27 protein-coding genes and 1 tRNA gene are annotated in these 25,059 nt (G+C 65.6%); 18 read left to right on the forward strand and 10 right to left on the reverse strand.

Translation table 11 applies throughout. The features are described 5' to 3' along the window. Positions 1-7: 7 nt before the first annotated feature. Both E4J89_RS12420 and E4J89_RS12425 read right to left on the reverse strand, forming a co-directional pair. Positions 8-841 (reverse strand): aldo/keto reductase, encoded by an 834-nt coding sequence (locus tag E4J89_RS12420; protein ID WP_346763382.1) that lies wholly within the window; start codon positions 839-841, stop codon positions 8-10. A gap of 291 nt (positions 842-1,132) precedes the next feature. Next, entirely contained in the window at positions 1,133-1,567 is a 435-nt protein-coding gene (locus tag E4J89_RS12425; protein ID WP_136786467.1) for a helix-turn-helix domain-containing protein, read from the reverse strand. 309 nt (positions 1,568-1,876) lie between these two features. Between E4J89_RS12425 and E4J89_RS12430 the strand changes: the two genes are divergently transcribed. Continuing rightward, complete coding sequence (locus E4J89_RS12430; protein ID WP_136786468.1) at positions 1,877-2,356, forward strand: VTT domain-containing protein; 480 nt, start codon at positions 1,877-1,879, stop codon at positions 2,354-2,356. A gap of 148 nt (positions 2,357-2,504) precedes the next feature. Next, a complete protein-coding gene (locus E4J89_RS12435; protein WP_136786469.1) occupies positions 2,505-3,350 on the forward strand; it encodes a CoA ester lyase in 846 nt (281 codons plus the stop codon). A gap of 182 nt (positions 3,351-3,532) precedes the next feature. Here the strand turns inward: E4J89_RS12435 and E4J89_RS12440 are convergent, their stop codons facing one another. Continuing rightward, complete coding sequence (locus tag E4J89_RS12440) at positions 3,533-4,393, reverse strand: SDR family oxidoreductase (protein ID WP_136786470.1); 861 nt, start codon at positions 4,391-4,393, stop codon at positions 3,533-3,535. A 120-nt stretch (positions 4,394-4,513) separates the two neighbouring features. On the opposite strand from E4J89_RS12440, the gene gluQRS reads away from it, so the two are divergent. From gluQRS to E4J89_RS12500, 12 genes are all read left to right on the forward strand, one after another. Next, positions 4,514-5,416: a tRNA glutamyl-Q(34) synthetase GluQRS gene (gene gluQRS, locus E4J89_RS12445; protein ID WP_136786576.1), complete on the forward strand. Its 903-nt coding sequence runs from the start codon at positions 4,514-4,516 to the stop codon at positions 5,414-5,416. Positions 5,417-5,547: 131 nt separating this feature from the next. Further along, positions 5,548-6,354 carry an SGNH/GDSL hydrolase family protein gene (locus E4J89_RS12450; RefSeq protein ID WP_240691871.1) on the forward strand — a complete coding sequence of 269 codons (807 nt, stop codon included), beginning with the start codon at positions 5,548-5,550 and terminating at the stop codon, positions 6,352-6,354. Between the two features lie 157 nt (positions 6,355-6,511). Next, positions 6,512-7,783 carry an MFS transporter gene (locus tag E4J89_RS12455; protein WP_136786471.1) on the forward strand — a complete coding sequence of 424 codons (1,272 nt, stop codon included), beginning with the start codon at positions 6,512-6,514 and terminating at the stop codon, positions 7,781-7,783. A 134-nt stretch (positions 7,784-7,917) separates the two neighbouring features. Beyond that, complete coding sequence (locus E4J89_RS12460; protein WP_136786472.1) at positions 7,918-8,103, forward strand: hypothetical protein; 186 nt, start codon at positions 7,918-7,920, stop codon at positions 8,101-8,103. 281 nt (positions 8,104-8,384) lie between these two features. Continuing rightward, complete coding sequence (locus E4J89_RS12465; RefSeq protein ID WP_136786473.1) at positions 8,385-9,353, forward strand: asparaginase; 969 nt, start codon at positions 8,385-8,387, stop codon at positions 9,351-9,353. Positions 9,354-9,382: 29 nt separating this feature from the next. Then, a complete protein-coding gene (locus E4J89_RS12470; protein ID WP_136786474.1) occupies positions 9,383-10,261 on the forward strand; it encodes a polysaccharide deacetylase in 879 nt (292 codons plus the stop codon). Positions 10,262-10,299: 38 nt separating this feature from the next. Beyond that, on the forward strand, positions 10,300-11,637 hold the full coding sequence (locus tag E4J89_RS12475) for an MFS transporter (RefSeq protein ID WP_136786475.1): 1,338 nt from the start codon (positions 10,300-10,302) through the stop codon (positions 11,635-11,637). Between the two features lie 46 nt (positions 11,638-11,683). Continuing rightward, positions 11,684-12,463, forward strand: a complete 780-nt coding sequence (locus E4J89_RS12480; RefSeq protein ID WP_136786476.1) for an SDR family oxidoreductase — start codon at positions 11,684-11,686, stop codon at positions 12,461-12,463. Between the two features lie 19 nt (positions 12,464-12,482). After that, entirely contained in the window at positions 12,483-13,235 is a 753-nt protein-coding gene (locus tag E4J89_RS12485; RefSeq protein WP_136786477.1) for an SDR family NAD(P)-dependent oxidoreductase, read from the forward strand. 79 nt (positions 13,236-13,314) lie between these two features. Next, the gene (locus tag E4J89_RS12490) at positions 13,315-13,560 is read left to right on the forward strand and encodes a hypothetical protein (RefSeq protein WP_136786478.1); all 246 of its coding nucleotides are present in this window, start codon (positions 13,315-13,317) and stop codon (positions 13,558-13,560) included. A gap of 140 nt (positions 13,561-13,700) precedes the next feature. Continuing rightward, positions 13,701-14,264, forward strand: a complete 564-nt coding sequence (locus E4J89_RS12495; protein ID WP_240691872.1) for a VTT domain-containing protein — start codon at positions 13,701-13,703, stop codon at positions 14,262-14,264. Between the two features lie 33 nt (positions 14,265-14,297). Beyond that, positions 14,298-14,981, forward strand: coding sequence for an ion channel (locus tag E4J89_RS12500; protein WP_136786479.1), 684 nt, complete (start codon positions 14,298-14,300; stop codon positions 14,979-14,981). A 13-nt stretch (positions 14,982-14,994) separates the two neighbouring features. Here the strand turns inward: E4J89_RS12500 and E4J89_RS12505 are convergent, their stop codons facing one another. Then, on the reverse strand, positions 14,995-15,477 hold the full coding sequence (locus tag E4J89_RS12505) for an SHOCT domain-containing protein (RefSeq protein WP_136786480.1): 483 nt from the start codon (positions 15,475-15,477) through the stop codon (positions 14,995-14,997). A gap of 267 nt (positions 15,478-15,744) precedes the next feature. On the opposite strand from E4J89_RS12505, the gene E4J89_RS12510 reads away from it, so the two are divergent. Continuing rightward, entirely contained in the window at positions 15,745-16,239 is a 495-nt protein-coding gene (locus E4J89_RS12510; RefSeq protein ID WP_136786481.1) for a DUF456 domain-containing protein, read from the forward strand. 3 nt (positions 16,240-16,242) lie between these two features. Here the strand turns inward: E4J89_RS12510 and E4J89_RS12515 are convergent, their stop codons facing one another. After that, entirely contained in the window at positions 16,243-16,704 is a 462-nt protein-coding gene (locus tag E4J89_RS12515) for an Lrp/AsnC family transcriptional regulator (RefSeq protein WP_136786579.1), read from the reverse strand. 297 nt (positions 16,705-17,001) lie between these two features. After that, complete coding sequence (locus tag E4J89_RS12520; protein WP_136786482.1) at positions 17,002-17,532, reverse strand: hypothetical protein; 531 nt, start codon at positions 17,530-17,532, stop codon at positions 17,002-17,004. Positions 17,533-17,726: 194 nt separating this feature from the next. Here E4J89_RS12520 and E4J89_RS12525 point away from each other — a divergent pair. Further along, positions 17,727-17,799, forward strand: a tRNA-Ala gene (locus tag E4J89_RS12525). Positions 17,800-18,004: 205 nt separating this feature from the next. On the opposite strand, the gene E4J89_RS19420 is transcribed toward E4J89_RS12525, so the two are convergent. Then, positions 18,005-18,172 carry a hypothetical protein gene (locus E4J89_RS19420; RefSeq protein ID WP_169303999.1) on the reverse strand — a complete coding sequence of 56 codons (168 nt, stop codon included), beginning with the start codon at positions 18,170-18,172 and terminating at the stop codon, positions 18,005-18,007. Positions 18,173-18,377: 205 nt separating this feature from the next. Between E4J89_RS19420 and E4J89_RS12530 the strand changes: the two genes are divergently transcribed. Together E4J89_RS12530 and E4J89_RS12535 are read left to right on the forward strand one after the other, a co-directional pair. Next, positions 18,378-19,928, forward strand: a complete 1,551-nt coding sequence (locus E4J89_RS12530) for a VCBS repeat-containing protein (protein ID WP_136786483.1) — start codon at positions 18,378-18,380, stop codon at positions 19,926-19,928. Between the two features lie 130 nt (positions 19,929-20,058). After that, a complete protein-coding gene (locus E4J89_RS12535; RefSeq protein ID WP_136786484.1) occupies positions 20,059-21,039 on the forward strand; it encodes a DUF1524 domain-containing protein in 981 nt (326 codons plus the stop codon). A gap of 462 nt (positions 21,040-21,501) precedes the next feature. On the opposite strand, the gene E4J89_RS19570 is transcribed toward E4J89_RS12535, so the two are convergent. The 3 genes from E4J89_RS19570 to E4J89_RS12550 all read right to left on the reverse strand — a co-directional run bounded on the left by E4J89_RS19570 (position 21,502) and on the right by E4J89_RS12550 (position 25,008). Next, positions 21,502-22,311, reverse strand: a complete 810-nt coding sequence (locus E4J89_RS19570; protein WP_205754493.1) for a hypothetical protein — start codon at positions 22,309-22,311, stop codon at positions 21,502-21,504. Positions 22,312-22,561: 250 nt separating this feature from the next. Then, on the reverse strand, positions 22,562-23,704 hold the full coding sequence (locus E4J89_RS12545) for a hypothetical protein (RefSeq protein ID WP_136786485.1): 1,143 nt from the start codon (positions 23,702-23,704) through the stop codon (positions 22,562-22,564). Positions 23,705-23,826: 122 nt separating this feature from the next. Continuing rightward, positions 23,827-25,008 carry an FAD-binding domain gene (locus E4J89_RS12550; RefSeq protein ID WP_136786486.1) on the reverse strand — a complete coding sequence of 394 codons (1,182 nt, stop codon included), beginning with the start codon at positions 25,006-25,008 and terminating at the stop codon, positions 23,827-23,829. Between the last annotated feature and the right edge of the window lie 51 nt (positions 25,009-25,059).

The raw sequence follows: 25,059 nt of genomic DNA on the forward strand, positions 1-25,059 counted from the left end.
CGGCCGCCTAGTGGCCGAAGACGTCGGCATCGGCAATGTCCTTGGTCCCGCGGTCCAGCGCCGACAGTTGGTCCAATTCAGGGCCCTCCATCATGAAGTCAAAAATGGCGAAATTCTCGGCCAGCCGTTCCGGGTGCGCTGACTTGGGAATCGGGATATGCCCCAACTGGGTGTGCCAGCGCAGCACCACCTGCGCCGGAGTCTTGCCGTACTTGTCGGCCAGCGACTGGACGGCCGGTTCGCGGAGCAAGTCCCCGCCTTTGCCCAGCGGACTCCACGACTCGGTCACGATGCCGTGTTCGCGGTGGATCTCCACCAGATCACTGCGGGTGTGCCGCGGGTCCAGTTGGATCTGGTTGACCTCGGGCACCAGCCCGGCGTCGAACAGGCGCTGTAAGTGCGCAGGCTTGAAGTTGGATGTGCCGATGGCCCGGACGCTCCCGTCCCCCAGCAGCCGGGCCAGGCCCTGGAATGCCTCCACGTAGCGGTCCTGCCCTGGGTTCGGCCAGTGGATCAGCAGCAAATCCACATAGTCAACGCCCAGTCGCCGGGCGCTGGCCTCGAAGGCCGCCCGCGCGCCGTCGACGCTGTGCCACTCCTTGTTGAACTTGGTGGTGATGAAGACGTCGGAACGGTCTAGTCCGCTGCGCCGCAACCCCTCGCCCACGCCCTCTTCGTTCTGGTAGTTCTCCGCCGTGTCGATCAGCCGGTAGCCCAGCCCGAGGGCGGCTTCGACCGTCCGGGCAACGTCGGTATTGTCCAGCGGCCAGGTTCCCAGCCCAAGCAACGGCATTTTGGCCCCATGGCGCAGGGTCACGAGCGGAGCAAGCAGGTCGGCCACGATGAGAGTCTCCTCTGGTTGTCCTTCCGGCCCGACCTCCGGGCCAGTGGCACCCAGCCTAAGGGCCAACGCGTCGGCTGTGCACCCCCGGCGGCGGCTACCGGCGTCGGAAGGTCGGGAGAGAACGGGCGACCTTGACGGGAAGGGCGGCCAGCCCCAACGAGGAGCGGGAGTGGCCCCACGGGGAGGGCGGGGCAGCACTGACGGGGAGTGACAGGCAGCCCTAGTGGGGAGCGCGGGAGGCCATAACGAAGGGTGCCGGGCGGCCCCACCGTCGAGGGGCGGACAGGCCTAACGGCGGGCAGGCTCCGTTGATCCGGCGGATGCTTCCGATGCTGCCTCCGGGGCGCCCGAGTCCGGAGCCGCGGTGCGGGTTTCCAGCCAGGCCAGTACATCGGAGAGCCGGATCCGCCGGTGCGTTCCGCGGTACTGGACCGGAATGGTGCCGGCATCGGTCAGGCGCCGCATGTATGTGAGCGAGACGCCGGCCACCTCGGCCGCCTGCGACGTATTCAGCAGCTCCACCGAGGAGCTGACCATCACCGCATCCCCGTGGGCGAAGCGGCGGAGCAGGTCGACGACGGCGTCCGCGGCCTGGGCGGGCAGCTTCACCGCCGTGCCATTGACGAAGACGGTGACATCCGCGCTTTCGTCGAGCGCGCGCTGCAGCCGCTGCGCCTGGGCAGCGGGAAGAGCATCGGTGGTGCGGGGCGTCAGCTGGGCCATGAACACAGCGTAGGGCACTTCCTGCGCCCGACGACGGAAGGTGTGCACCGCCGTCGTTGTCTGGCCGTGACGCATTCTGAAGCCGGCGTTGACTTTGCATCCGGGCCTGCTGTTAGGTGCTCCTAGAATCCCTTCCGGCCCGGCGTCGCTGCGGGCCGTCCTACGCCCACCCCAGGAGGATCTTGTGCGGCAGACGTGCCCGCTGAGCCGGACCGCCGCCGCGGCCTCCGCTTGCCGGCAGGCCGTCGGCGGCGGGATCGCGGCGCTGGGGGAGCGGCGCCGGAGGAGCACCGTGGAGCGCGCGGCTTGATGGAGCAGATCGCGAGTCTCCCGTTCGGGCTAGCAGTGCTGAGCTTGTTTGCCATTGTGATGCTGCGCGCCAACGCCACCTATTGGGCCGGCAGGGCCGTGGCCGCCGGCGGCCGGCACACCCGCCTGGCCCGTCAGCTGGATTCACCCCCGATGCGCCGGGCGGAGGCGATCATTGCGCGCTGGGGAGCCCCCGCCGTCGCGCTGTCTTTCCTCACCGTGGGAATCCAGACGGCGGTCAACGCCACTGCGGGGTTGGGCCGGATGCCGCTGCGCCGCTACCTGCCTGCGGTGGTGATCGGCTCGGTGCTGTGGGCGCTGCTGTACGCCACGGTCGGGCTGGCCGCCCTGAGAGCCTGGTTGGCCGCGACCGCCGGTTCCCCGATGGGGATCGCCGTCGTGCTGCTGTTGGCAGTTGCCGTGGTGGTCGGCGTGCTGCTGGCCCGGCGCCGACGGCAGCGGGACCAAGCCTCCGCCTGATCGATCTGACAGAGCCGCCTGATCCGGCTGATCCGGCAGATCCGGCGGGCCGTCGGAGCGCCCGGGACAGGTGCCACGTGGCCGACGCCTCAGCCGGTATTCCTCCCGCCGTTGGTGGCTCCGGCAACGAAAACATTAGGCTAGGGGTATGCCCGCTTTCAGAAACCGTCGTGCCGCTGCCCTCCCCGCCAAACTTTCCCGCTCCTGGCTGCTGGCCTCCGCAGCGGACGAAGCGAATTTCGGCCCGGCGCTCGCCTCTGAAGCAGACTCGGTCATTTTCGACATGGAAGATGCCGTGCCCGCCGCGGGCAAGGCCGAGGCCCGGGAGCGCGTGGTGGAGGCGCTGTCCACCGGCATGACCGCTTGGGTTCGCGTGAACGGCATTGAAACCGAGTACTGGGCCGACGACCTGGCCGCGCTGTCCAAGGCGCCGGGCCTGCGCGGCGTCATGCTGGCCATGACGGAGAAGCCCGAGCAGGTCACGCACACCGCCATGCGCCTGCAGGCCGGAACCCCGGTCCTGGCGCTGATCGAATCCGCCGTCGGCATCGAGAACGCCACCGACATCGCCCGCGCGCCGGGCACTTTCCGGCTGGCCTTCGGCGTGGGCGACTTCCGCCGCGACACCGGTGCCAGCGATTCGCCGATGGCGCTGGCCTACGCCCGCTCCCGCTTGGTGGTCGCGTCCCGCGTGGGGCAACTGCCCGGCCCGATCGACGGCCCGACCGTGGGCGCACTGGGCGAGGAACTGCTCGAGGCCTGCAAGGTCACCGCGTCCATGGGCATGACCGGCAAGCTCTGCCTGCTCACCGATGCCGCCGACACCATCAACAAGGGGCTCTCGCCCAGCGAGTCGGAGATCAAGTGGGCGCACGAACTGCTGGACGCGCACGCGGCCGGCGCCGTGGTGGGCGACGGCTCCTACCTGCCGCGTCTGGCCCGCGCCGAGAAGATCTCCTCGTTGGCTGATTCCTACGGCCTCTGGAACGCGTAAGGCCCTGAGCCCCGGCGAAGCCCGACGGCAGTGCTTCCGTTGCGCGCATCCGTCGACGCTGACACCGCCAGGCGTCGCCTGAGTTAGTCCCGGGCGAACAGCTGGCGCTGACACCGCCAGGCGTCGCCTGAGTTAGTCCCGGGCGAACAGCTGGCGCTGACACCGCCTGGCGCCGCCTCGGGTCAGTCCCGGGTGAACAGTTCGCGCAGGCTCAGCGCCGGGCGCCCGGTCAGCAGGTCCACGTCGTGGGTCACCAGGTCCAGTTCCCCGGCTGCGATCGCCGTGTAGGTACTGACCCACGCGTCCAGCTGCCAGCCAGGGGCGCCGAAGTGTGCACGGCTGGAGTAGGCCTCCTCCACCGTTTCATTGAGGAACGACGTCGGACGGCCGGTTGCCTCGGCGATGGCGACTGCCGCCTCGGCCAGGGTCACTGATTCCGGACCCGTCAGCTCATAGGTGAAGCCGGCGTGCGGCATCGGTTCGGCAAGGATCGCTGCCGCCGCGCGGGCAACATCTTCGCGCGCCACAAACGCCGCCTTCCCCTCGCCGGCCGGGCCACGGATGACGCCCGCTTCGTCGGCGAAGAGCGGCAGGATATCCGCGTAGAGGTTGTTGCGCAGCAGCGTGTGCTTCAGGCCGGATCCGCGCAGCTTCTCCTCTGTGGCGAAGTGGTCGCGTGCCAGCGTGAAGGTGGCGTCTTCGGCCGCGCCGATGAACGAGGTGTAGACGATGTGTTCCACGCCGGCGGCGATGGCGGCGTCAATGAAGGTGAAATGCTGCTCAAGCCGGTCTTCGGCTTCGGCGGCGGAGACCATGAACAGCGTCTCGACGCCGTCCAGTGCCGCGGCAACGGCGGCCTTGTCGCCATAGCCGGCGCGCGCCGTCGTCGTTCCCGGCAGTTGCGGCGCGCGGGAGGGATCGCGAAGGATCAGCCGCAGCGGCAGGTTCTGCTCCGCCAGCATGCTGGCTACCATCCCGCCCACTTGGCCAGTGGAGCCGGTGACGGCAATCGGGGTTACCTCGGGGGAGTCGGGTGCGCTCATGGCTACAGCATATTCGCCCCCGGCTACCGCGGCAGGCGGGGACCAGGCAACAGCCCGCTTTGGCTGCGCTGGTGCTGCTACCGTGGGGACGTGCCAGCAGCCCAGAGTCCCGCCGGTCCGCTGCCTCCAGCCGGTCGGTTCGCGCCCAGCCCTTCCGGTGAACTGCACATCGGCAACCTGCGCACCGCGGTGCTGGCCTGGCTCTTCGCGCGCAGCAGCGGCCGCCGCTTCCTCATCCGGGTGGAGGACCTGGACCGCGCGCGTGCCGGCTTCGAGGCCCAGCAGTTGGAGGACTTGGCGGCCATCGGACTCGACTGGGACGGCGAGGTGGTGCGGCAAACCGACCGCGGACCGATCTACCAGCGCGCCCTCGAGCAGCTGGCCGCGGCCGGTCTGGTCTACGAATGCTTCTGCACGCGGCGGGAAATCGCGGAAGCTCCCAGCGCTCCGCACGCCCCGGAGGGCGCTTACCCTGGGACCTGCCGAAACCTCACCGACGCTGAACGCGAGCAGCGCCGCCAAGACCGCCCCGCCGCGCTGCGGCTGCGCACCGACACCGCCAGCTACACGGTCGCCGACCGGCTGCACGGCGACTACACCGGCATGGTGGACGACTTTGTGTTGCGGCGCAACGACGGCGTTCCGGCCTACAATCTCGCGGTGGTGGTGGACGATGCAGCCCAAGGCGTGGACCAAGTGGTGCGCGGCGACGACCTGCTGTCCTCCGCGCCTCGGCAGGCCTATCTTGCGCGGCTGCTGGGGCTGCCGCCGGTGGAATACGCCCATGTGCCGCTGGTCCTCAATGAACGACGGCGGCGCCTGGCCAAGCGCGATGGCGCGGTGACACTGGGGGCCCTGGCGATGGCCGGGCTCAAGGCCTCCGCTGCGCGGGGCATGCTGCTGCAATCGCTGCAGCTGCCGGACGCGCCGCTGGACCAGCTGGCCGGCGACTTCCGGCCGGAGGCACTGCCGCTGGAGCCCTGGATCTTCGACCCGCCGCAGGTAGCACTCTCCGGCGGCTGACTTTCCGCCGCCCGCACGCCGTCTGGCCCGGTGTGTCCGCCGGGGTCGGCCCGCCGGACCAGGCCGCTCCGCTGACCCGGACTTCATGCGGCGTTTGCCTGCGCTTTCCCCGGAGGGGCTAGCTTGAGGGCGTGGGCGGACTCTTCGTTGCGTTGGGCGACAGCTTTACCGAGGGCGTGGGGGACTACAACCCGAATTTCCCCAACGGCGTGCGCGGCTGGGCGGACCGGGTGGCCAAGCAGCTGGGCAAGCAGGACCCGGACTTCCGGTATGCCAATCTGGCCGTGCGCAGCAAGCGTCTGCGCCAGATTGTCGCCGACCAACTGGAACCGGCCATCGCCATGGAACCCACGTTGGTCTCTTTCTACGCCGGCGGCAACGACATTCTGGAGTTCAAGCGCAGCATGCCGGAGTTGATGGCCGAGTACGAATCCGCCGTCAGCCGGCTGGCCCAGACCGGCGCGCGCCTGATCCTGTTTACCGGCTTTGAGGTCATGCTGCCGCCGGTGCTCGAACCGATGCGTCGGCGAAACTGGGCGTTCAACGAGGCGGTCCGGGAACTGTCCCGCCGGTACGACGCCGTGCTGGTGGACCACTGGGCGTTCGAGCGGTACCAGGACCGCCGAATGTGGGACACGGACCGGCTGCACATGTCCGCGCAGGGGCACCGATACATGACCGCGCGGGTACTCGAAGCCCTCGGCGTGGATCACACCCTGCAGCTGAAACGGCCTGAACCCATGGTGCCGGCTGGTTGGCGGGAAGCGATCCGCCGTGAACGTGACTGGTTGCAGGAATGGGTGCTCCCGATGTTCGGCCGCAAGTTCAAAGGCGTCACGTTGGGCGATAACCTGCCGCCGCGCTGGCCGGAACCGGTACAAGTCTCGCGCGGGCTGAAAAAGCTTGCCCGGCAGCGTTCTGCCGCGTCTGCTGATTGAGACGCGCTCCGGTGGCCGCTCCAAACCTGCCGTTTGCCGCCCGCGCAGAGAATAACGGGGTGGAGGCGTGCCTTATTGTCCTGCAGCGGTTGTACGCTGATGCCACAACTACAGGCCTGCGGCCAAGCCGCGCCGTCGGGAAAAGGAGGCTGCCGCCGTGACAGTCCAGGAACCGCGCGAGCCGGTCCCGGCGCTCGCTGTTCCGGCGGCGTTCCAAGAGCCAGTCGTGAAGGTCCGGCCCGGCTGGGTCACCGCCGTGGTGCTGACCAATCTCGGCATCAACGCTGCGTTCTTTGGCCCGCTGCAGGTCTTGCTGGCCCAACAAGCGCAGACGTTCGATGCGGTGAACAAGGAAGCGGTCCTGGCGTTGGCCACCGGATTTGGGGCTGCGGTCTCGCTGGTCGCGAATCCGATTTTCGGCGCGCTGAGCGACCGCACCACTTCCCGGTTGGGACGGCGGGTGCCGTGGGTCCTCGCTGGCGGCGTGTTGGGCTTCGCGGCGCTGTTGCTGCTTTCCGGCGCGCCCAACATCGCGGTGATGGTGATCGGCTGGTGCCTGGTGCAGGCCGGCTGCAACGGAGCTTACGCGGCCGTCACCGCCAGCATCCCGGACCGCGTGCCCCGACGGCAGCGCGGCAGGATCGGCGGACTGGCGGCCATCGGCCAGACGCTGGGGATCGTGATGGGGGCGGTGCTGGCCAACCTTGCCGGCGGTTTCGTCGCCGGTTACATCTACTGCGCCGTGTTCCTGCTGGTCAGCATCATCCCGTTCGTGATTGCCGGCCGTGACACACCGCTGGATAAGAGAGACCGCCCGGCCTTCGGCTGGGGCAGCTTCCTGAAAAGCTTTTGGATCTCCCCGGCCAAGCACCCCGATTTCGGCTGGGCGTGGCTGACCCGGTTCCTGGTCAACCTGGGCAACAACATCTTCACGCTGTACCTGTTTTTCTTCCTGCAGGACGCCGTGGGACATCCGAACCCCGCCGCCGGTGTGCTCCTGCTGACCGGTATCTACGCCGGCATGGTGGTGCTGATGGCCTTGCTCGGCGGGCCGCTGAGCGACAGGGTGGGGCGGCGCAAGCCCTTCGTGATCGCGTCCTCGGTGACCATCGCGACTGCCTCCGTCATCGTGGCGCTGGCTCCTGAGTGGCCGGCGGTCATCGCGGCCGCGTGGGTCCTCGGGGCGGGCTTTGGCATGTTCCTGGCCGTGGACTTCGCCCTGCTGACCGAGGTGCTGCCCAGCGCTGCCGACCGCGGCAAGGACATGGGCGTCATCAACATCGCGGCCTCGTCACCCCAGGTCATTGCCCCGCTGATCGCTGCACCCACAGTGCTCTACCTCGGCGGCTACACCGCACTGTTCTTCCTGTCGGCCGCCATCGGCCTGCTCGGAGCGGTCTTCGTCGTCAAGATCAAGGGCGTGCGCTAGCTTCGGGGGCCAAGCAACAAGGCGGTGCTCAAGCCGTCTCCGCAACATTCACGACAGCAAGCCCGGCGACGAGCCCCTTGGTTTCCGCCGTTGACCGGAGGACGATTAAAGGGTCGAGGTGAAGGAGGTTTGTGATGTGCTACTCCTCGAACAGGGATTTCGGTTGGCGCTTCAGGAAGGAAAACGAGCGCACACCGGAGACCCGCAGGGAAGACCAGGACACCAAGGGCGAGACCTGGACGAAGTCCGATGACTCCGAAGTGAAGGCTTTCCTTGACCAGTCCCCAGTCGACGAACCGGCCAGCGACCGGCGGTTGTAGCCGAGACCCTAGATAACCATTGAAGCCCCGCAGAAAACCTGCGGGGCTTCAAGCACACCAGCTCACTCACAATTTCGCGTCCGTAGCCGTCCAAACTGAACCGGCTGAGCCGGAGCGGCTCTCCGGCAGGAGCGCCGGAGATGAACCCGAATCCGGCTTCGGCGGTGCCCTCTGCCTTTTCATGGTGCGGTGCGCGTCATATTCTGGAGCCGTTGCAGCTTGCTTTGCATTGATAGCCCGACCCTTCGGAGCCGGCCCCTCGCTCGAGAAGGAGGCGCAGGGTGGCGCATATCCAACTGCTGGGCACCGGCGGTACTATCGCGTCGCGCGGCCACGGCACCGGGGGAGCTGTCGCAGTCGACGCTTCGTCCGCGCTGGTCAATACGCAATACGGCGATGTCACGGTCAGCGCCCGTGACGTCCTGACGATCGGCAGCTACCGGCTGGACCTGGCAGACCTGCGCCGGATTGCCGAGGCAGTAGGGCAGGCCCTCGCGGACCCAGACACCGACGGAGTGGTGGTCACGCACGGTACGGACACCCTGGAGGAAACGGCCTTCCTGCTGGACCTCGTACACTCCTCGCCCAAGCCGGTGGTCCTCACCGGCGCCCAGCGCACGGCCGACAGCCCCGATGCGGATGGCCCGCGCAACGTCGCCGAGGCGGTCCGCGCAGCAGCCGACGAGCATTTGCGCGGCGCCGGAGCACTCGTCTCCTTCAACGGAACAGTCCGTTCCGCCCGGGGTGCCCGCAAAGTACATACCACCGCGGACAGTCCTTTCAGCGGGGGCACGGAAGTGGCGCACATGGTGGGCGGCCAGCTCGTCGTGACGGCCACACCCCGGCGCTACCCTCCCTTGCCGGCTCTGCCGCCCGCGTTCGATGACATCCGCGTGGACATCATCACCGCCTACCCCGGTGCGACACCGGACTTGTTGGACCACGCCGTGCAGCTCGGGAGCCACGCCGTCGTGCTGGCCGGTACCGGGGTTGGCAACGCGGGTCCGGGGTTCGCCGAGGCCGTGAAACGGGCGACGGCGGATGGCTGCGTCGTGGTGCTCAGTACCCGAGCACCGTGGGGACCTGTGGTTCCCACCTATGGCAATGGCGGGGGCATTGATCTGGTGGAAGCCGGTGCCGTCCCTTCAAGGGACCTCAACCCCTTCCAAGCCCGCATGCTCACCGCCGCCCTGCTGTCACAGGGCAAACCGCCAGAAGAATTCCCAGAGATGTTCGAAACCTACCTGTAAGAACATCTACCGCCACCAGAGGAGAGACCATGTCCAAGAAAATCTACGTCTCGGTCGGCATTGACGTCGACGCCGTCGGCGGCTGGTTGGGCTCCTACGGCGGAGAGGACTCGCCAGGCGATATCTCCCGTGGCCTGTTCGCTGGCGAGGTAGGCGTGCCCCGGCTGCTCCAGCTCGCCCAGCGCCGTCAGATGCCCGTGACCTGGTTCTGGCCGGGGCACTCGGTCGAGACATTTCCAGAGCAGTTCGACGCCGTGGTTGCTGCCGGCCACGAAATCGGGGTGCATGGCTACAGCCACGAAAACCCGATCGCGATGACGCGGAAGCAGGAGACCGAGGTTCTTGACTACTGCACCGACCTCATCGAGCGGCGTTCCGGACGCAAGCCGGTTGGCTATGTGGCTCCTTGGTGGGAGTTCTCCCCGGTGACCAACGAGATCCTGCTGGAGCGCGGGTTCCTCTATGACCACTCGCTAATGCACGACGACTTCACCCCTTACTACGTGCGGGTTGGAGACAGTTGGACCAAGATCGATTACGAGGCCGAGTCGGCCGGGGAATGGATGAAACCGCTGGTGCGCGGCCAGGAGACCGATCTCATCGAAGTGCCGGCATCCTGGTACCTCGATGACCTGCCGCCGATGATGTTCATCAAATCCAGCCCCAACAGCCACGGTTTCGTCAGCCCCAGGGACATCGAACAGCTCTGGAGAGACCAGTTTGACTGGGTGCACCGCGAGATGGACTACGCCGTCTTCCCGATCACCATCCACCCCGACGTATCAGGCAAGCCGCAGAACCTGCTCATGCTCGAGCGGCTGTTCGACCACATCCAGCAACACGACGGCGTTGAGTTCGCGGTCATGGAAGACCTCGCGCGGGACTTCGCCGCCCGCAACCCCCGCTAGGGCCCTTATGGGTCCTGGCGTCAAAGAAAGCAACTGCCATGTCAACACCACGTTCGGCCCACGGTCGCTCGGTAGAGCCGTGGAATGTCCCGATCACCAAGAAGACCATCACGCAGGTCTCCCTCGTCTGCTTTATCGCCTGGGTTGCCTCGGTCTATGACTACACGCTTTTCGGCACCTTGCTGCCGGTCATCGCGGAGGAGTTCGGCTGGACGACCGCGCAATCCACCGCCGTCAACACCTTCGCAACGATCGGCGTCTTCATCGTCTCCCTGCTCGTCGGCACCATCCTCGACCGGATGGGCCGCAAACGAGCCCTCATCATCCTCATGCTCGGCGGAGCGGTGGCTTCCGGCCTGACCGGCCTTGCGGCCGGCGCCGTCAGCCTGGTCATCATCCGTTCCTTCACCGGGTTCTCCATGTCCGAGGAGGTCGTCAACGCGGTCTACCTGAACGAGATCTACAAGGAGGCCAAGAGCCGGGGCCTGATGTACTCCCTGGTGCAGGGCGGCTGGCCGGTCGGGGCACTGATTTCTGCAGGCCTCTCGGCGCTGCTGCTGCCGATCATCGGCTGGCGCTGGACCTTCGTGGTGGCCGCGATCCTGTCCCTGGGCGTGGTGGCCATGGCCCTCCGGCTGCCCGAATCTCCCACCTTCGCCGCCATGCAGGAGGTCAAGCGCCGCCGCGCTGCCGGCGACGTGGACGGCGCCCACCGGCTGGCCGACGAACACGACCTCGAGGAGGCAGCCCATCACGCCACCGGCGTCAAGGATGTCTTCACCCCCGAGTTGCGCTGGCACACCATCCTTCTGGCCTTGGCGTGGTTCTTCAACTGGATCTCCATCATGATTTTCTCGGTCCTTGGCAGCACCATTCTGGTCGATGCCAAGGGGGTTTCCTTCGACAACGCCCTGCTCATTCTGGTGCTGGCTAACGCGGTGGGCTTCGTCGGCTACGTCTTCCACGGCTGGCTCGGGGACAAAATCACCCGGAAGCGCACCGTCGTCCTCGGCTGGTTGGCGGGCGGCATCGTCAGCCTGATCATGCTGCTGGGTCCGGGCATCCCGGGAATCATCATCCCGCTGTACGCGCTGACCCTCTTCTTCCTCACCGGCCCCTACGCGGCGCTGCTGTTCTACATGGGCGAATCCTTCCCCGTGCACGTCCGCGGCATGGGCACCAACGTGGCCCACGTGATGGCACCGGTCGGCGGCATCGCCGGCTCCGGCTTGCTGTCCATCCTGCTCGCCGCCGGAGTGGATACGGGCTGGGCGGCGATCATCACCGGCACCGGCGGCCTCTTCATCTCCGCGCTGTGCATGGCCGGCACGCACACTATCCGCGACGCCCATCAGAAGACGACGGTGATCGCATGATGTGCAGTGATGCCAGCCGCAAGAACAACAGAAGGGAGGTCGCCGCGTGAACCGCGACGATGGTCTTGAGGGCAAGGTCGCCGTTATTTCCGGCGGGGGCAGCGGAATCGGTCGGGCGCTGGCTGTAGCCTACGCTCGGGCCGGAGCCCACAATGTGATCGGCTACCTTCCTTCCGATCCACACGATGCTACGGACACGGTCCGTGCCGTCGAGGAGGCCACGGGCCGCTGCGTCGCCGTCCCGATGGACGTGCGCCGTTTCGAGGACACGGAGCGGCTGGCCCAAGCAGCGCTGGATGAGTTCGGCCGGCTGGACATCGCGGTGGCGGCCGCCGGTATCCTGCGCCGGGCGCCGCTGGCCGAGATGACCGACGAGGCGTGGGACGACATGATGGCCGTCGACCTCTCCGGCGTCCTCCGCGTCTTCCGCTCCTGCAGCATGCGGATGAACGACGGCGGAGCGATGGTCGCCACCTCCTCGATTGCCGGCGGAGTCTACGGCTGGGAGGAGCACAGCCACTATGCCGCCGCCAAGTCCGGCCTGCTCGGTCTGTGCCGGTCATTGGCCGTGGAGTTGGCTCCGCGGCGGATCCGGGTCAACGCAATTATTCCGGGGCTCATCGAGAGCCCGCAGTCGCTGGACCCGGTGAACTCGCTGGGCCGGGAAGGCCTGGACGCTGCCGGATCCATCATCCCGTGGGGCCGGGTCGGCAACGTCGACGAGGCCGCCCGCGCCATCCGCTTCATGACCAGCGACGACTCGGCCTACATCACGGGACAACAACTTATTGTCGACGGCGGGCTGACCGTCCGCTGGCCCAGCTGAGTGTCGGTCAGGAGTCCAGATGGAACGACAGCTTGTAGGTAAGATCGCGGTGATCTCCGGCGGAGGCAGCGGAATCGGTGCGGCCATTGCGCTGCTCTTTGCCCGGGAAGGCGCCGACGTCGCGCTGCTGGACCGGGACGAACAGCACGCTGCGGCCGTGGCCGAGGAGTCCGGATCCTTCGGCGGCCGCACCGCTGCCCTTGCTGTGGACGTGACCGACAGCGAGGCCGTGCGGCGCGCGATGGACGACGTCGCGGCAACATTCGGCGGCATCGACATCCTGGTCAGCGCCGCCGGCATCCTCGACGAGACGCCGCTGCTGGAGATGACCGAAGCGACGTTCGACAAGACTCTCGCAGTGGACCTCAAAGGCGTATTTCTGGCTGCGCGTTGGGCCGCGCCGCACATGGTCGAGCGCGGCGGCGGCCGGATTATCAACATCGCCTCTCAGCTCGGGCTCAAGGGGGGCGTTGGCTTAACCCACTACGTGGCAGCCAAGGCGGGAGTGATCGGCATGACTAAAGCCATGGCGCTGGAGTTGGCCGGGCACCACATCCTCGTCAATGCGATCGCGCCGGGGCCCATCTTCACGCCGTTGATCGAGGGGCTTTCCGAAGAGTGGAAGGCCGCCAAACAGGCCGAGCTTCCCATTGGCCGTTTCGGACAGGCCCATGAGGTAGCGCCCACCGCCTTGCTGTTGGCCTCCTCGCCCGGCGGAGACCTCTATACCGGACAGACATTGGGCCCCAACAGCGGCGACGTGATGCCGTAGGTTGTCATCGCTTTGTTTCGGTGCTTGGCTGACGCAAAACGGTCCACATCTGGGAGAGGACACCATGCACGCGTCAACGATGTCGAAGACAACCATGCGGGCCGGTATTTTGTTGGGTGTCATTGCAGTGCTCATGATCGCGTTTGGCCCACTGATTCTTGGCAACTTCGGAACAACGACTGTTATCGAAGATGCACCCGTCGCGATGGCAGTATCTACGACCTATCAGCTGGTAACGGCGACATTTCTGCCGTTTTCGGCGGCGTTCATCTCCGCGGCCCTGGTCATGCGCCATTCGGATACGCTTGCCAGTTCGAAGACCTGAGCACCTCTTGCGATAGACCGGTTGATGCGCCGCCGGTTATGTCACCGACTGTCCGCACGGGATGCTCTCGTGCTGTGCCAGAGCGAGTGAAGATGCGCCCTCAGCACCCCCCAATCATTTCTACGAGGCGTAGAATTGACGTGTCCGGTCCACTCGCCAGTGAAAGGACGGTCATGGACTTCTTCCTCGGACTGCCGCTGGGATGGGCAATCGCCGCGCTGTTCAGTGGAGCGATGATCCGGTCCAACACCACGTACTGGCTGGGCCGTGGTGTTGCCGCCGGCGCCAGGCGCACCCGTCTGGAGAAGTATGCGGACAGCCAGCTGATGCGCCGGGCGGAGGCGATGACGGCCAGATTCGGGCCGGTCGCGGTGACCCTGTGTTTCCTCACCGTCGGCCTGCAGACTGCGGTGATCGGCAGTTCGGGCATTGTTCGCATGCCGCTGCGCCGCTTCCTACCCGCAGTCATCGTCGGCAGCCTGATCTGGGCCGTCGTCTACGCCACCATCGGGCTGGCCGCGATCGCGGCCTGGTTCGCACTCATTCTCGCCTCCCCGGGGGCGGCGGTTGGTGCCGCGGTGGCGGTCGCCGTCGTCGTACTTTTCTTGGTGAAGCGGCGCGCCACGCGCCATCATGCGGTAGGGGCGGACGACGGCGATGCTCCGGCTGGGCGGGAAAGGCTGGTCGAGCGGCTGCAGCGATGACGGAACCGTGCGCCGGGAGGATAATGGTGCGCGATGAGCACGGTCCCTCATAGTTCCGCTCGACGACGAGGGCAGCGCCTGTGGGTGCTGCTGCGTCCTATCCTGACCGGCATCGCCCTACTGGTGGTTTTCTACGCGATTCCGCTCGATCGGAAAGGCTCGATCATTGCGCTTCTGATCGGCGTCGGGGCGCTGGCCGTGCTGGTCGCGTGGCAAATACATGCGGTGACCACGTCGCCGTCGCCGCGTCTGCGTGCAGTGGAGTCGCTGGCCACGTCGATTCCGCTCTACATTGTTCTCTTCGCCAGTTCCCACGCCACCATGTCCTACTGGGACCCCAACGCCTTCTCGGAGCCGCTGGACCGAACCGACTCCTTGTACTTCACGATCACCACGTTGGCCACGGTGGGATACGGGGACATCGTCCCGGTATCGCAGGCGGCTCGGGTATCCGTCACCGTGCAAATGGTCACCGGGCTGGTGCTGCTGGGCCTGGTGATCAAGATGTTCGTGGGGGCGGTGGATGTGGGCCTCCGGAACGCCGCGGACAAGCCTGCCAGCCAGAGTGAGGCCGACCGGCTTGCGCCCGACCATCAACTCGACGACGGCCCTGCCGAAACCGGCGGGCCAGAGGCCGGCATCGGCGGACCCGCCGGACCTGAGGGGCCCGAACCCGGCACTGGCGGACCCGCCATTGGCGGGCCCGCCAGCAGGTGAGCCAGGCTTTCAGCTACCAGTCGGCGCCAGGATTGGCCGGAGCAGCGCCAGGATTCGACGGGGCAGCGCCAGGATTCGCTGGTGCTCCGCCGGATGTGCTCGGCTGATCAAGTTTGAGGGCCCGCGCTTTGACATGTTCGAACTCTTGCTGGTTGATCGCGCCAGAGTCCAGCAGTTCCTTGGCCTTTGCAATTTCCGCACTCGGACTGGAGCCAGCCACTCCGCGGATATACGACTCGGTGTCCATCCGCATCGCCTGCGACGCCGCGTGGCTGCGCTCGGCCATGCCCCTGCCCCGTGCGATCAGATAAATCAGCGACGTCAGGAAGGGCAGGAAAAGCAGGAAGATCAGCCATACCGCCTTCAGCCACCCGTTCAGCGACCTGTCACGGAACAGGTCGGTGATGATGCCGAAGAGCACGAAGAGGTAGGCGATGAAAGCGAACGCCCAGAAGAACCACCAGATAGTGTCCCAAAACGATTCCCCGAAGTTCATGGCACCCACCTCCGATTTCCCGGTACCACCGCACCGGATAGCCTAGAGCCCTTCCAGAACGTGGGCGCAGTCTACAACCTCACCGGGCAGAGCCGTCAAGACCTCGCCACGTGGGGGCCGCCGGAGTTGCGGGAGCTGTAGGAGCATTAGGGGAGGTGGCGGTGGAAATGACTCCCTGTGCCTCGCGCGGTTTGCCGAGTGGTCCTGCCGGCGCCAACCGTCGGCCGAGCACGGAAAGCTGACCCATCCACCGTTAGTGTGGGGTGGGTGGAAGCCCAGATTCTTGCGACCGTTGTTTGCGGTCTGCTCATCGCCGTCGGAATTGCCGGCATCGTCGTGCCCGTTTTGCCCGGCACCATCACCATCGGCATCAGTTTGCTGGTCTGGGCCATAGCCTTGCAAAACATGGTGGGCTGGGTGGTCTTCGCCATCGGCATGGTGTTCGTGGCCGCCGGTATGCTGGCCAGCCTGGTGCTCACCGGGCGGCGGCTGAAGCAGCGTCAAGTGCCCAACTGGTCCATCCTGGTTGCCGTGGTGGCGGGCGTCGTCGGGATGTTTGTGATTCCCGTGGTGGGTCTGTTCATCGGGTTCGCGGCCGGGCTGCTGCTCAGTGAATTCGCACGACGGCGGCACTTCGGCCAGGCGGTCGACGCCAGTTGGGCAGCGCTCAAGGCGGTGGGCCTCGGCATGCTGGTGGAGCTGGGCTGCGCCTTCGCGGCCGGGGCCGTCTGGGTCATCGGCGTGCTGGTGCAGTTTGTCTAGAAGTCAGTCCTGTTGGAGCAGTCCGGTGGTCCGGTAGGGGATCACTTCGCGGAGGAACATCTGCGTGGACGTGCGCGTGATACCGGGACAGAACCGGATCTCCTCGCTCACCCGGTACAGGTCGTCCGGGCTGTGCGCCACCACGCGGATCAGCAGATCGGTGTCGCCGGCCGGGGCATGGCATTCGAGCACTTCCGGAATCTTCCGCAGGGCGTCGACTGCATCATTGAGCTTGCTCTGGTCCAGCTCAGCGCTGACCATCGCCATCACGCCGCGGTCCAGCGCCTCGGGGAGCACCCGGGCCGAGTGGGTGCGCAGGCATCCCGAAGCGGCAAGGCGTTCCAGTCTGGAGTGAACGGTTCCGCGCGCCAGGCCAAGCCGCTGCGCCAGCATCATCACCGGGACGCGTGGGTCCTCGTCCAGGGCAAGCAGGATCCGCCGGTCGGTGGCATCCAGTTGCTGCAAATTGACCACTTCCTGTCGCTCGGGTGATCTCTGCTTGAACAGTCTGATCAAGTATAAGGCAGCCCCTTGCGCGGATTGTAGGCATGCTGCTGGAATAACTATCAGATCGGGCGAAGCCACAAGCCGCCGCTCGTTGAGGTGCACAGTACCTGCTCACGACGCAGGGCAGTGTTTGCGGGCCCGCGAAGCCCGGACCTTGTTGTTCACACAGCCGAAGACCCCTGCCAGTCCGTATTCCGGGCCGCCAGGGGTCTCGCTGGTTAAGGGGTCTGCTGAGGAGGTCTTTTCAGCGCCGGACTAGGCTGCATCCGCCGGAGTATCGCCATTGCTGGGCGGGAGAGTGCTCCGTTTCTCCTTTGGCTGGAAGAAGCGTTTGGAGCCCAGGAACAGGACGATGGCCAGGCCCACGGTCACCACGATGAACGAGAGTGTGGTGTTCCCGGACATGAAACTGCGGGTGATGCTGTAGATCAAGGTGAACAGGCTGCCAAACATGATGCCGTTGGCCAGCACCCGGTTGCGCTTCTCGACCAGCAGGCTCAGGCCGAGCAGGGCGACGGAAGAGATCAGCGTCATCGTGGTGACGTTGCGGTTGTAGGTTTCGTACGCATCGTCGTACGCGCGGTAGGCCGCGTCGTACTTCTCCTGCAGTTCCCGTTGCTGCGCCAGCTCTTCGGCCGTTGGGTCTGACTTCTGGAAGACCTGCTCCTGCGGAAACTGTGGCATCTCCGGTGGCGCATAAAACGTGCGGATGCCCAGCCCAACAAAGAGCGCGATGATGACCCCCAGGAAGACCGTATAGACGGCCTTGAGAACTTTGTTGTCCATGGCGTGAGTCTATGGGGCGGTTTTGTCCCGCCGGCTGGGGCGCCAGTGAACGCTGCACATTCGTTATCAGAGTGGGTAAACCGGGTGGGCCGCTGTTGTGCTGGCCGGCACGGAGGTGTGTCTGGCTCGCAACACTGCATCCCGTCAGCTTTGCGATCACCCCGCCGCAGACTTATGATCAAACGCAGTGGCACGGGGCTTTAGCTCAGTTGGTAGAGCGTTTCGTTCGCAATGAAAAGGTCAGGGGTTCGATTCCCCTAAGCTCCACTAAAGACGCGGGACTTCTTGGTTCCGGCTCCCAAATAAGACACATCCCACAGTCGCGTTGGTGCTCATCCGCTAGTTGTGGTTGCCGGACCAGCTTTGCAGCTCGACAATGTTGCCCTCAAGATCACTCACGTAGCACCAAGTGACTCGGCGCCCTTCGGCTGTTTGAAGCGTTACGATCTCTCCGACGTCCGCCCCTCCGTTTTCATGGACGGCTTCCCGAGCAGCGTTCCAGATCGGATCCGGCGTGATCGCGCTCGGGTGGCACGAGCTCGCAACCGAAGACGCGCCCATAGAAGTCGGCAAGTCGTCGCCAGTCGGTGACAATCACGTTGACGTGGCCGAACCGGGCACCGAGGGGTGCGCGTGTCATGGGCTCGATGTTAGTACCACGCACACGCCTCGTCTCCTGGTCAGTTACATGTCATCCATGACGGCCGGTTAAGAGCGTTCCAGCTGCCCGGTCTAAGAGGTTTTCCGGAGATTGCCTTACGCGGGGCCCCCTCCGTCCGATTGCATCCGTTAGCACCCGTGACCGCATTTCCGCAGTCGGGAGCACGACGAACGGATCCAGTCTGATGAAGTCCCTCATCCGCGCACTCCTCGGAGCAGCCCTCGGATCTTCACTGCTCGCGTCAGCACTCGTTGTCAGCACCCCGGCCCAGGCCGTGGCGCCGCTGAGCGCAACCTACCAGAGCTACACCGCTCCCAACGGTCTCAGCAGCCAGTACCACGTCTACGCCGACGGCATCGATACGAGGAAGGCCGTCGGGGTCCTGTTCGTCTTCCACGGGGACTACTCCCGCCCGGACCAGTCATACGTCCACCATCCCAAGGGCTCCGTCATGAAGAAGATGGCGGCGGAGGCGGCCAAGAAGAACATGATCATGGTTCCCGTCATCACCCCGGACAAAAAGGGCGGCATCACTTGGTGGGAGAACGCCGACCGTAACGGAGACTGGTTCCGCTCATTGGCGACGAGCTTGATCGCCAAATACAAACTCGATTCCCGGCGCATCTGGCTTCACGGCTACTCTGGCGGCGCTGAATTCATCACCTATGAACTCCTCGCGGATCGCCAGGAATGGATTAAGGGCGGCGGGGCCACCATCGTGGGCGGCGGCGGATACGACGGCATGCAGACAGCACCCACCGCTGCCGTAAAGAAAATGAAGCTGCACTGGATCAGCGGCAGCCGCGACGGCAAGGGCGGCACCAGTCTGAAGACCTGGTCCGCCCTGGACACTGCCAAGCGGGCACAGAAAAAATACAAGGCCCTCGGGTTCACCAGCACGAAGATGACCGTGCTCCCGGGTGTCACGCATTACACCTACAACATGCCGAAACTGCTGGCCAACGACCTGAAAGCCATGCCGGCTGCCCTCGCCCCGCCCAAGGCCAAACTGGGGGATGTTGTCGCGGTGGATTCCGCCGGCAAGCTGTACATCTACCCGTCAGCCAGGGGCAGGGACCTGAACAAGCGCCGCTACGTTTCCGCCGGCTGGGGAACATCGCTGGCCGTCGAGATCGCCGACTGGAACGGCGACGGCATCCAAGACCTGATCGCCAACTGGAAGGATGGTCGGCTTACCGTCGACTATGGGCTAAAGAACGGTGGCTTCAAACGCTCCACGCTGGGCACCAGCGGCTGGCATCGCAACACGATCCTCGTCACCCAATGGAAGACCACGGACAAGTTCCCCAGCATCATTGCCAAGAACCGCGACGGCAAGCTGTATTCGTACGCCAACAATGATGGTGCCAAGCCAGAGCCGCGGAAGCTGCTCAGCTCCGGCAAATGGAAGAGCCAGCACGTAATGGCCATGGACTTCGACGGCGACACCAAGATGGACCTGGTCGCCCGCAATGCTGCCGGCCAGCTGAAGCTCTATCGCTCCAACGGCAACGGCCGGCTCATCAAAGAGACCCGCAAAATGATCAGCCGTTCGAACTGGAACGTCATGACGCACCTGTCCGCGGCTGAAGGGCACCTGGCCGCGGGCCAGCCAGGAATCCTGGCCCGCGATAAGAAAGGCAACCTGCACTTCTACCCGGTCTCCGGAAAGAAGATCCAGAAGCGCGTCACTGTCGGGGTCGGGGGCTGGAACGGTCTGAAAATCGGCTCATAGCCCCCAGGCGCAAGCAGGCTGACGTCGGTCCCTGGGCTCGCGCATACGGATCGTGGGTGCCCGCATGTGGGCGGCACAACGGTGTGTCCGCCAGTACGGCGGCCTTGAGTTGCCGTAGATATGAAGGGACATGAAACGCATCCGCCTTGCCCTCGCCGCCGTGCTGCTGACTGGGCTGACAGCCTGCAGCGCCCCGGTCCTTGAAGCCCCCGTCGCCACCGAATCACCATCTGCCACCCCATCCCCGGTGGTTCCGCAGCCCAGCGGCCAAGCCAAGTCCGCGGCGCCCGAACCAAAGGCTGAACAAGGACCCGCTGCCGGCACCGCGCTGGAGCAGCTAGCCACCATCGACGTAAAGGGTCGGGCACCGAAGACCGGGTACTCCCGGGACCAGTTCGGCAAAGGATGGAAGGATCCCGACCGGAACGGGTGCGATGCGCGTAACGACGTCCTGCAACGGGACCTGGACCGCACCGTGCTCAAGGCAGGCGACTGCGTCGTGACCTCAGGGGTGCTGGCCGATCCGTTCACTGCGACGACCATCGAGTTCGTCCGTGGCAATACCACCAGCAGCGCTGTGCAGATCGACCACGTCGTCGCCCTCTCGGACGGATGGCAGAAGGGCGCCCAGCAACTGGCCCCGAACCAGCGTGAAGCGTTCGCCAACGACCCGTTGAACCTGTTGGCAGTCGACGGCCCCACCAACGGGGCCAAATCCGACGGCGACGCGGCCACTTGGCTGCCGCCGAACAAAGCGTTCCGCTGCGAGTATGTGGCGCTGCAGACCGCGGTGAAAGCCAAATACGGGCTGTGGATGACCAAGGCGGAGCGGGAGGCGATCAAGAACGTCCTCAGCAGCTCGTGCCCGGACCAGCCGGTGCCAGCCGACGGGGGAGCGGCGGTGCCGGCCGCCGCAGCTCAGGCCCCGGCGACAGAGCCCAAACCGGTCCCGGCCAAGGAAGCTCCCACGCAGGTCCCGGCCGGTGGCAAGGTCTACTACTCAAACTGCACCGCGGTGAAGAAGGCCGGCGCGGCACCCATCAGCGCCGGTGATCCGGGCTGGGACAAGAAATTCGACCGCGACGGCGATGGAGTCGGCTGTGAGTCCTGACCAGCCGGGTAAATGAGGAGCAACCTACTACGCCTGATCTCGGGATAGCCGCCAGACTGTCCGGGGACGTCATCCGTCCTTCCGGTTGCGGATCGTCAGCCAGAGCGCTCGCAGGCTAAAGGCCAACATCAAGGCCAGTCCCAGGGCTGCTAGTCCTAACATTCCGAGGGTGACACCGATCCGGACTGGAGAGGGCCGGATGCCGTCGTTGGCCTCACTGATTCCACCAAAACCGAGCCAAGAGAAAAAGGCACAGGTCAGACCTAGGACAATCATCAGGAACCCAATAGCGGATGCCGCTGAGTTCGATACTTTACCCAAGTCTGTGCACCTCGCTTCCCCTTGCCCTCTGCCTCATCCTAGATCGTGGCCCTTGTCCCTCCCCGCAGATAAAAAGCCGGAAAGACACGGCAAGAGGCGGCCTCCCTGGCTGGGAGGCCGCCCCTGGCGGAAAGACCGAGATCAGTTGCCGAGCAGGCCGGCCTTCTCGGCGGCCTTAGCAGCCTTCCAGTCAGCCTTGCCGTCGGCCTTGACTTCCTTCCAGTCAGCGTGGCCCAGGGCCTTGGCGGTCTTCCACTTAGAGTCCGCCTCGGCCTTGACTGCCTTCCAGCCAACAGCCGGTGCTTCGTCGGCGGGTGCCTCTTCAGCCGGTGCTTCGTCGGCGGGTGCCTCTTCAGCCGGTGCTTCGTCGGCGGGTGCCTCTTCAGCCGGTGCTTCGTCGGCGGGTGCCTCTTCAGCCGGTGCTTCGTCGGCGGGTGCCTCTTCAGCCGGTGCTTCGTCGGCGGGTGCCTCTTCAGCCGGTGCTTCGTCGGCGGGTGCCTCTTCAGCCGGTGCTTCGTCGGCGGGTGCCTCTTCAGCCGGTGCTTCGTCGGCGGGTGCCTCTTCAGCCGGTGCTTCGTCGGCCGGAGCCTCATCAACCGGTGTCACGGGCAGTTCCTCCACCGGTGCATCCTCAATCGGAGCCTCGGGCGCGTCCTCGACGGGTGCCTCATCAACCGGTGTCACGGGCAGATCCTCCACTGGCGCCGGCTCCTCAACCGGGGTTTCGGGAGAAACTTGGTTGGCGACCAACAGCGACGGCGAGATGTACACATTCTCGGCAGTGATGGACACCAACGAATCCTGCGTTTCGGTGACGGCCGAGGTGACTTCTGCTGGTGCAGCGGTCGGATTCTCGGCGGCCGACGCGATCCCTGCTCCTGCAGTGGTCACCACTCCTGCGGTAACTACAGCTGCTGCGAGACGGCCGGTCTTGGCGATTCGAAACGACATTTTTTGCTCCAATTCTTTGTGGGAATGTTGCGGTTTAACCGTTACATCGCCGATCGAGCAGTCGCAAACGAAGAGGAAATTTAGGTGAATTCAGGGTCAGGTGCGCTTAACGATTCGGACAGGGCGGCCCTATGTGTGTCACCCTGCGCCTTGCACAGTCGAGACCGCTGACTGGCTGGGCACCCGGACCATCCCCAGACCCCCGTCGGGCCTGGGCAGCAATGGCCACTGCTAGGCCATGGCCTGGCGGTTACGGCTTCCTGCCGGCCAGGATGTCCCTTGCAGCCGTTCCGCGGGCGCCCTTGCAGTCTTGCGTGTACCAGTTGACCGCCGCGTTTCGGTCGGCGCCCATCCGATAGGCCATGCAGTCGGCGACCATTTCGACCCCGTTGTTGGTCTTGAAGATCTTGTTCAGCCGCCGGTCCATCGCCTCAAGGTCGTTGCCGTAGAGGCGGAAGGTGATGATGTGGGCGCACTCGTGCAGGGCGATCGCCTTGTGCTGGCTGCCTTGGTAGCCCGGCGCCATTTCAATCCGCAGCGATCCTGAGTGGGCGGTGCTTTCGGACCCGCCCTTCTTCACGGTGATGATCTGGTTGGGGCAGTACTTCTTCATGTAGTCATAGGAGAGCTTGCGGTATCCGGTGTAGCTGCGCGGGTTCTCGTGCCGGACCGTCCCGGTCTTGGAGGTCCAGCCCTTTTCGTACGCCGACGCGTTCACCACAATCCGGTATTTCCTGGAGACGTTGGACTTCGTCTTCGGCGTCTTGGCAATAACCAGGGGCGGAATGCCGCTGCTCTTTTTCTTCCAGGCGAGCTTCTGCACCGTGACCCATTGACCGTTCTTGCGCATTTGCAGGGCACCCGTGCGGGCAGATCTACCGGTCCAGACGTAGAGGCCGTGCCGGGCTTGGTCGCCAGCGGCCACTTTGCCATCGGCCTCCGCGAACGGCTTTGTGTAGTTCGAATAGCGGTGGTTGACCACGGAGCGGGAACGCTGCCAGGTGACCTTCTGGGCCGGGCTCGCGGACAGGGTCTTGCCGCCCTCGGTCGCCGCGATGCGAAGCTGTACGGTGCCTTCTTTGGCCATCTTGTAGCCGAGCGTTGTTTTGCCTCGCTGACCCAGTGCCTTCGAAGCGACCGTCTTCCAGCCAGTTCCGCTCTTCTTTTGCAGGGCGATGCGGAAGGTGGCGGACGACGGATCGTGCCAGACCGTGACCTTCTTGGCCGGCTCCCAGGGGTAGCTGTCCAACGAGGATCCGTGAATGACCGGTGCCGCATAGGCCGGGGCAGCCGGAATGGCCACTGGCACCGCGGCCGCAGGTTGTCCGCCGAAGACCGTGATGCCAACCGCAGCGGCCACCGAGGCAAGGGCGACGATCAGACGAGTGGACATGGCCTCTTCTTCCGGATGCTGACGAGGAAACGTGCGTCGAGGCAGCCGGGCTCGGCAGGTTGCGACTCATCGCAAGTGGATTCTAGCCGTCAACAGCGGCTTCACGGTGCAACCCGGAGGACTCAAGGAGCTGGTGGCGGAGGAAGCTCAATCGGGTCGCGCAGGCTGCGTCCCATCGCGAGCCTGGCGACCATCGGAATCCCCATCAGGCCCAGCACGGCGTTGCGCAGCAGCAATTGCAGACGGTTGCGTGGTGCGAACGCTGCGCCGAGCCCGATCGCTGCATCCTGCTTCGCGCTGACAAGCGGTGCCAGCTGCCGCTCGTATGCGGCAAACGCTGCGGGACAGTTTCCTCCAGACCTCTGGAGCTCGGCCGCCAGGACGTAGGCCTCCACCATCGCGAGCGCCGATCCCTGACCGGCCAACAGAGACGGGCACGCGACGGCGTCGCCGATCAGCGCCACCCTGCCGCGCCACCACGTCGGCATGCGGATTTGGCTCGCCCTATCGAGGTAGAAGCTGCGGGCTCCGGGCATCTGCTGCAGGATCGCCGGCACCTCCCAGCCGACCCCGCCCAGTCGCGCACGCAGCAACTCCTGCTGGGCATCCGCATCCTCCACCGGCACCTCCCCGTCATAGCGAAAGGTGAAGCAAAACATGGTCCCGCCGTCGCGCTGTGAGAAGCGAAGCGCCTGCACGCCCACCTCGGTATGCGTCACTGCGACCAGTTCGTCACGCGGACTGTAGTCGTCCACCTCGAATGCGGCCACGGTGATGCCCAGGTAACGTTCGAACTCCTGCTCAGGCCCGAAGGCCAGCGACCGGATCCTGGAGTGCAGGCCATCGGCCCCGACAACGAGGTCGAACTCCCGCGGGACACCGCGGGCAAATTCGACGCGTACGCGCCCGCCGTCGTCGTTAAGCGACTGAACGGTGTCGCCGAAGATCGTTTCGACCTCGCCGTTCAGGGCGTCGTAGATTGCCGCCGCCAGATCGGAGCGGCCGATGCTGACGTACCGGCCGCCGGCCCCGCCGATGATCTTGCGGGGATCCAGATGGGATATTCGCCGCCCGTTGCCGGAGACTTCGCGCAGCTCGTGGACCCGGTACCCCTCCGCCATCAGCCGCGGGACGATGCCCATCCGGTCGGCCACGTCGAACCCGGAGCCCCAGAAGTCCACCAAGTAGCCGCCTTGCCGCAGCCGGGGAGCGTGTTCGACGATCGTCGGCTGGTGTCCAGCCCGCCACAGCCAGTAGGCGAGCGTGGGGCCGGCAATCCCCGCCCCGACGATCAGCACCCTCATGAGAGCCGCCCTCACATCTGGGTTCACCGGACGGTCTCAGACTAGTGCGGG

This window comes from Arthrobacter sp. CAU 1506 (genome assembly GCF_005047635.1).
Classification (GTDB): domain Bacteria; phylum Actinomycetota; class Actinomycetes; order Actinomycetales; family Micrococcaceae; genus Crystallibacter.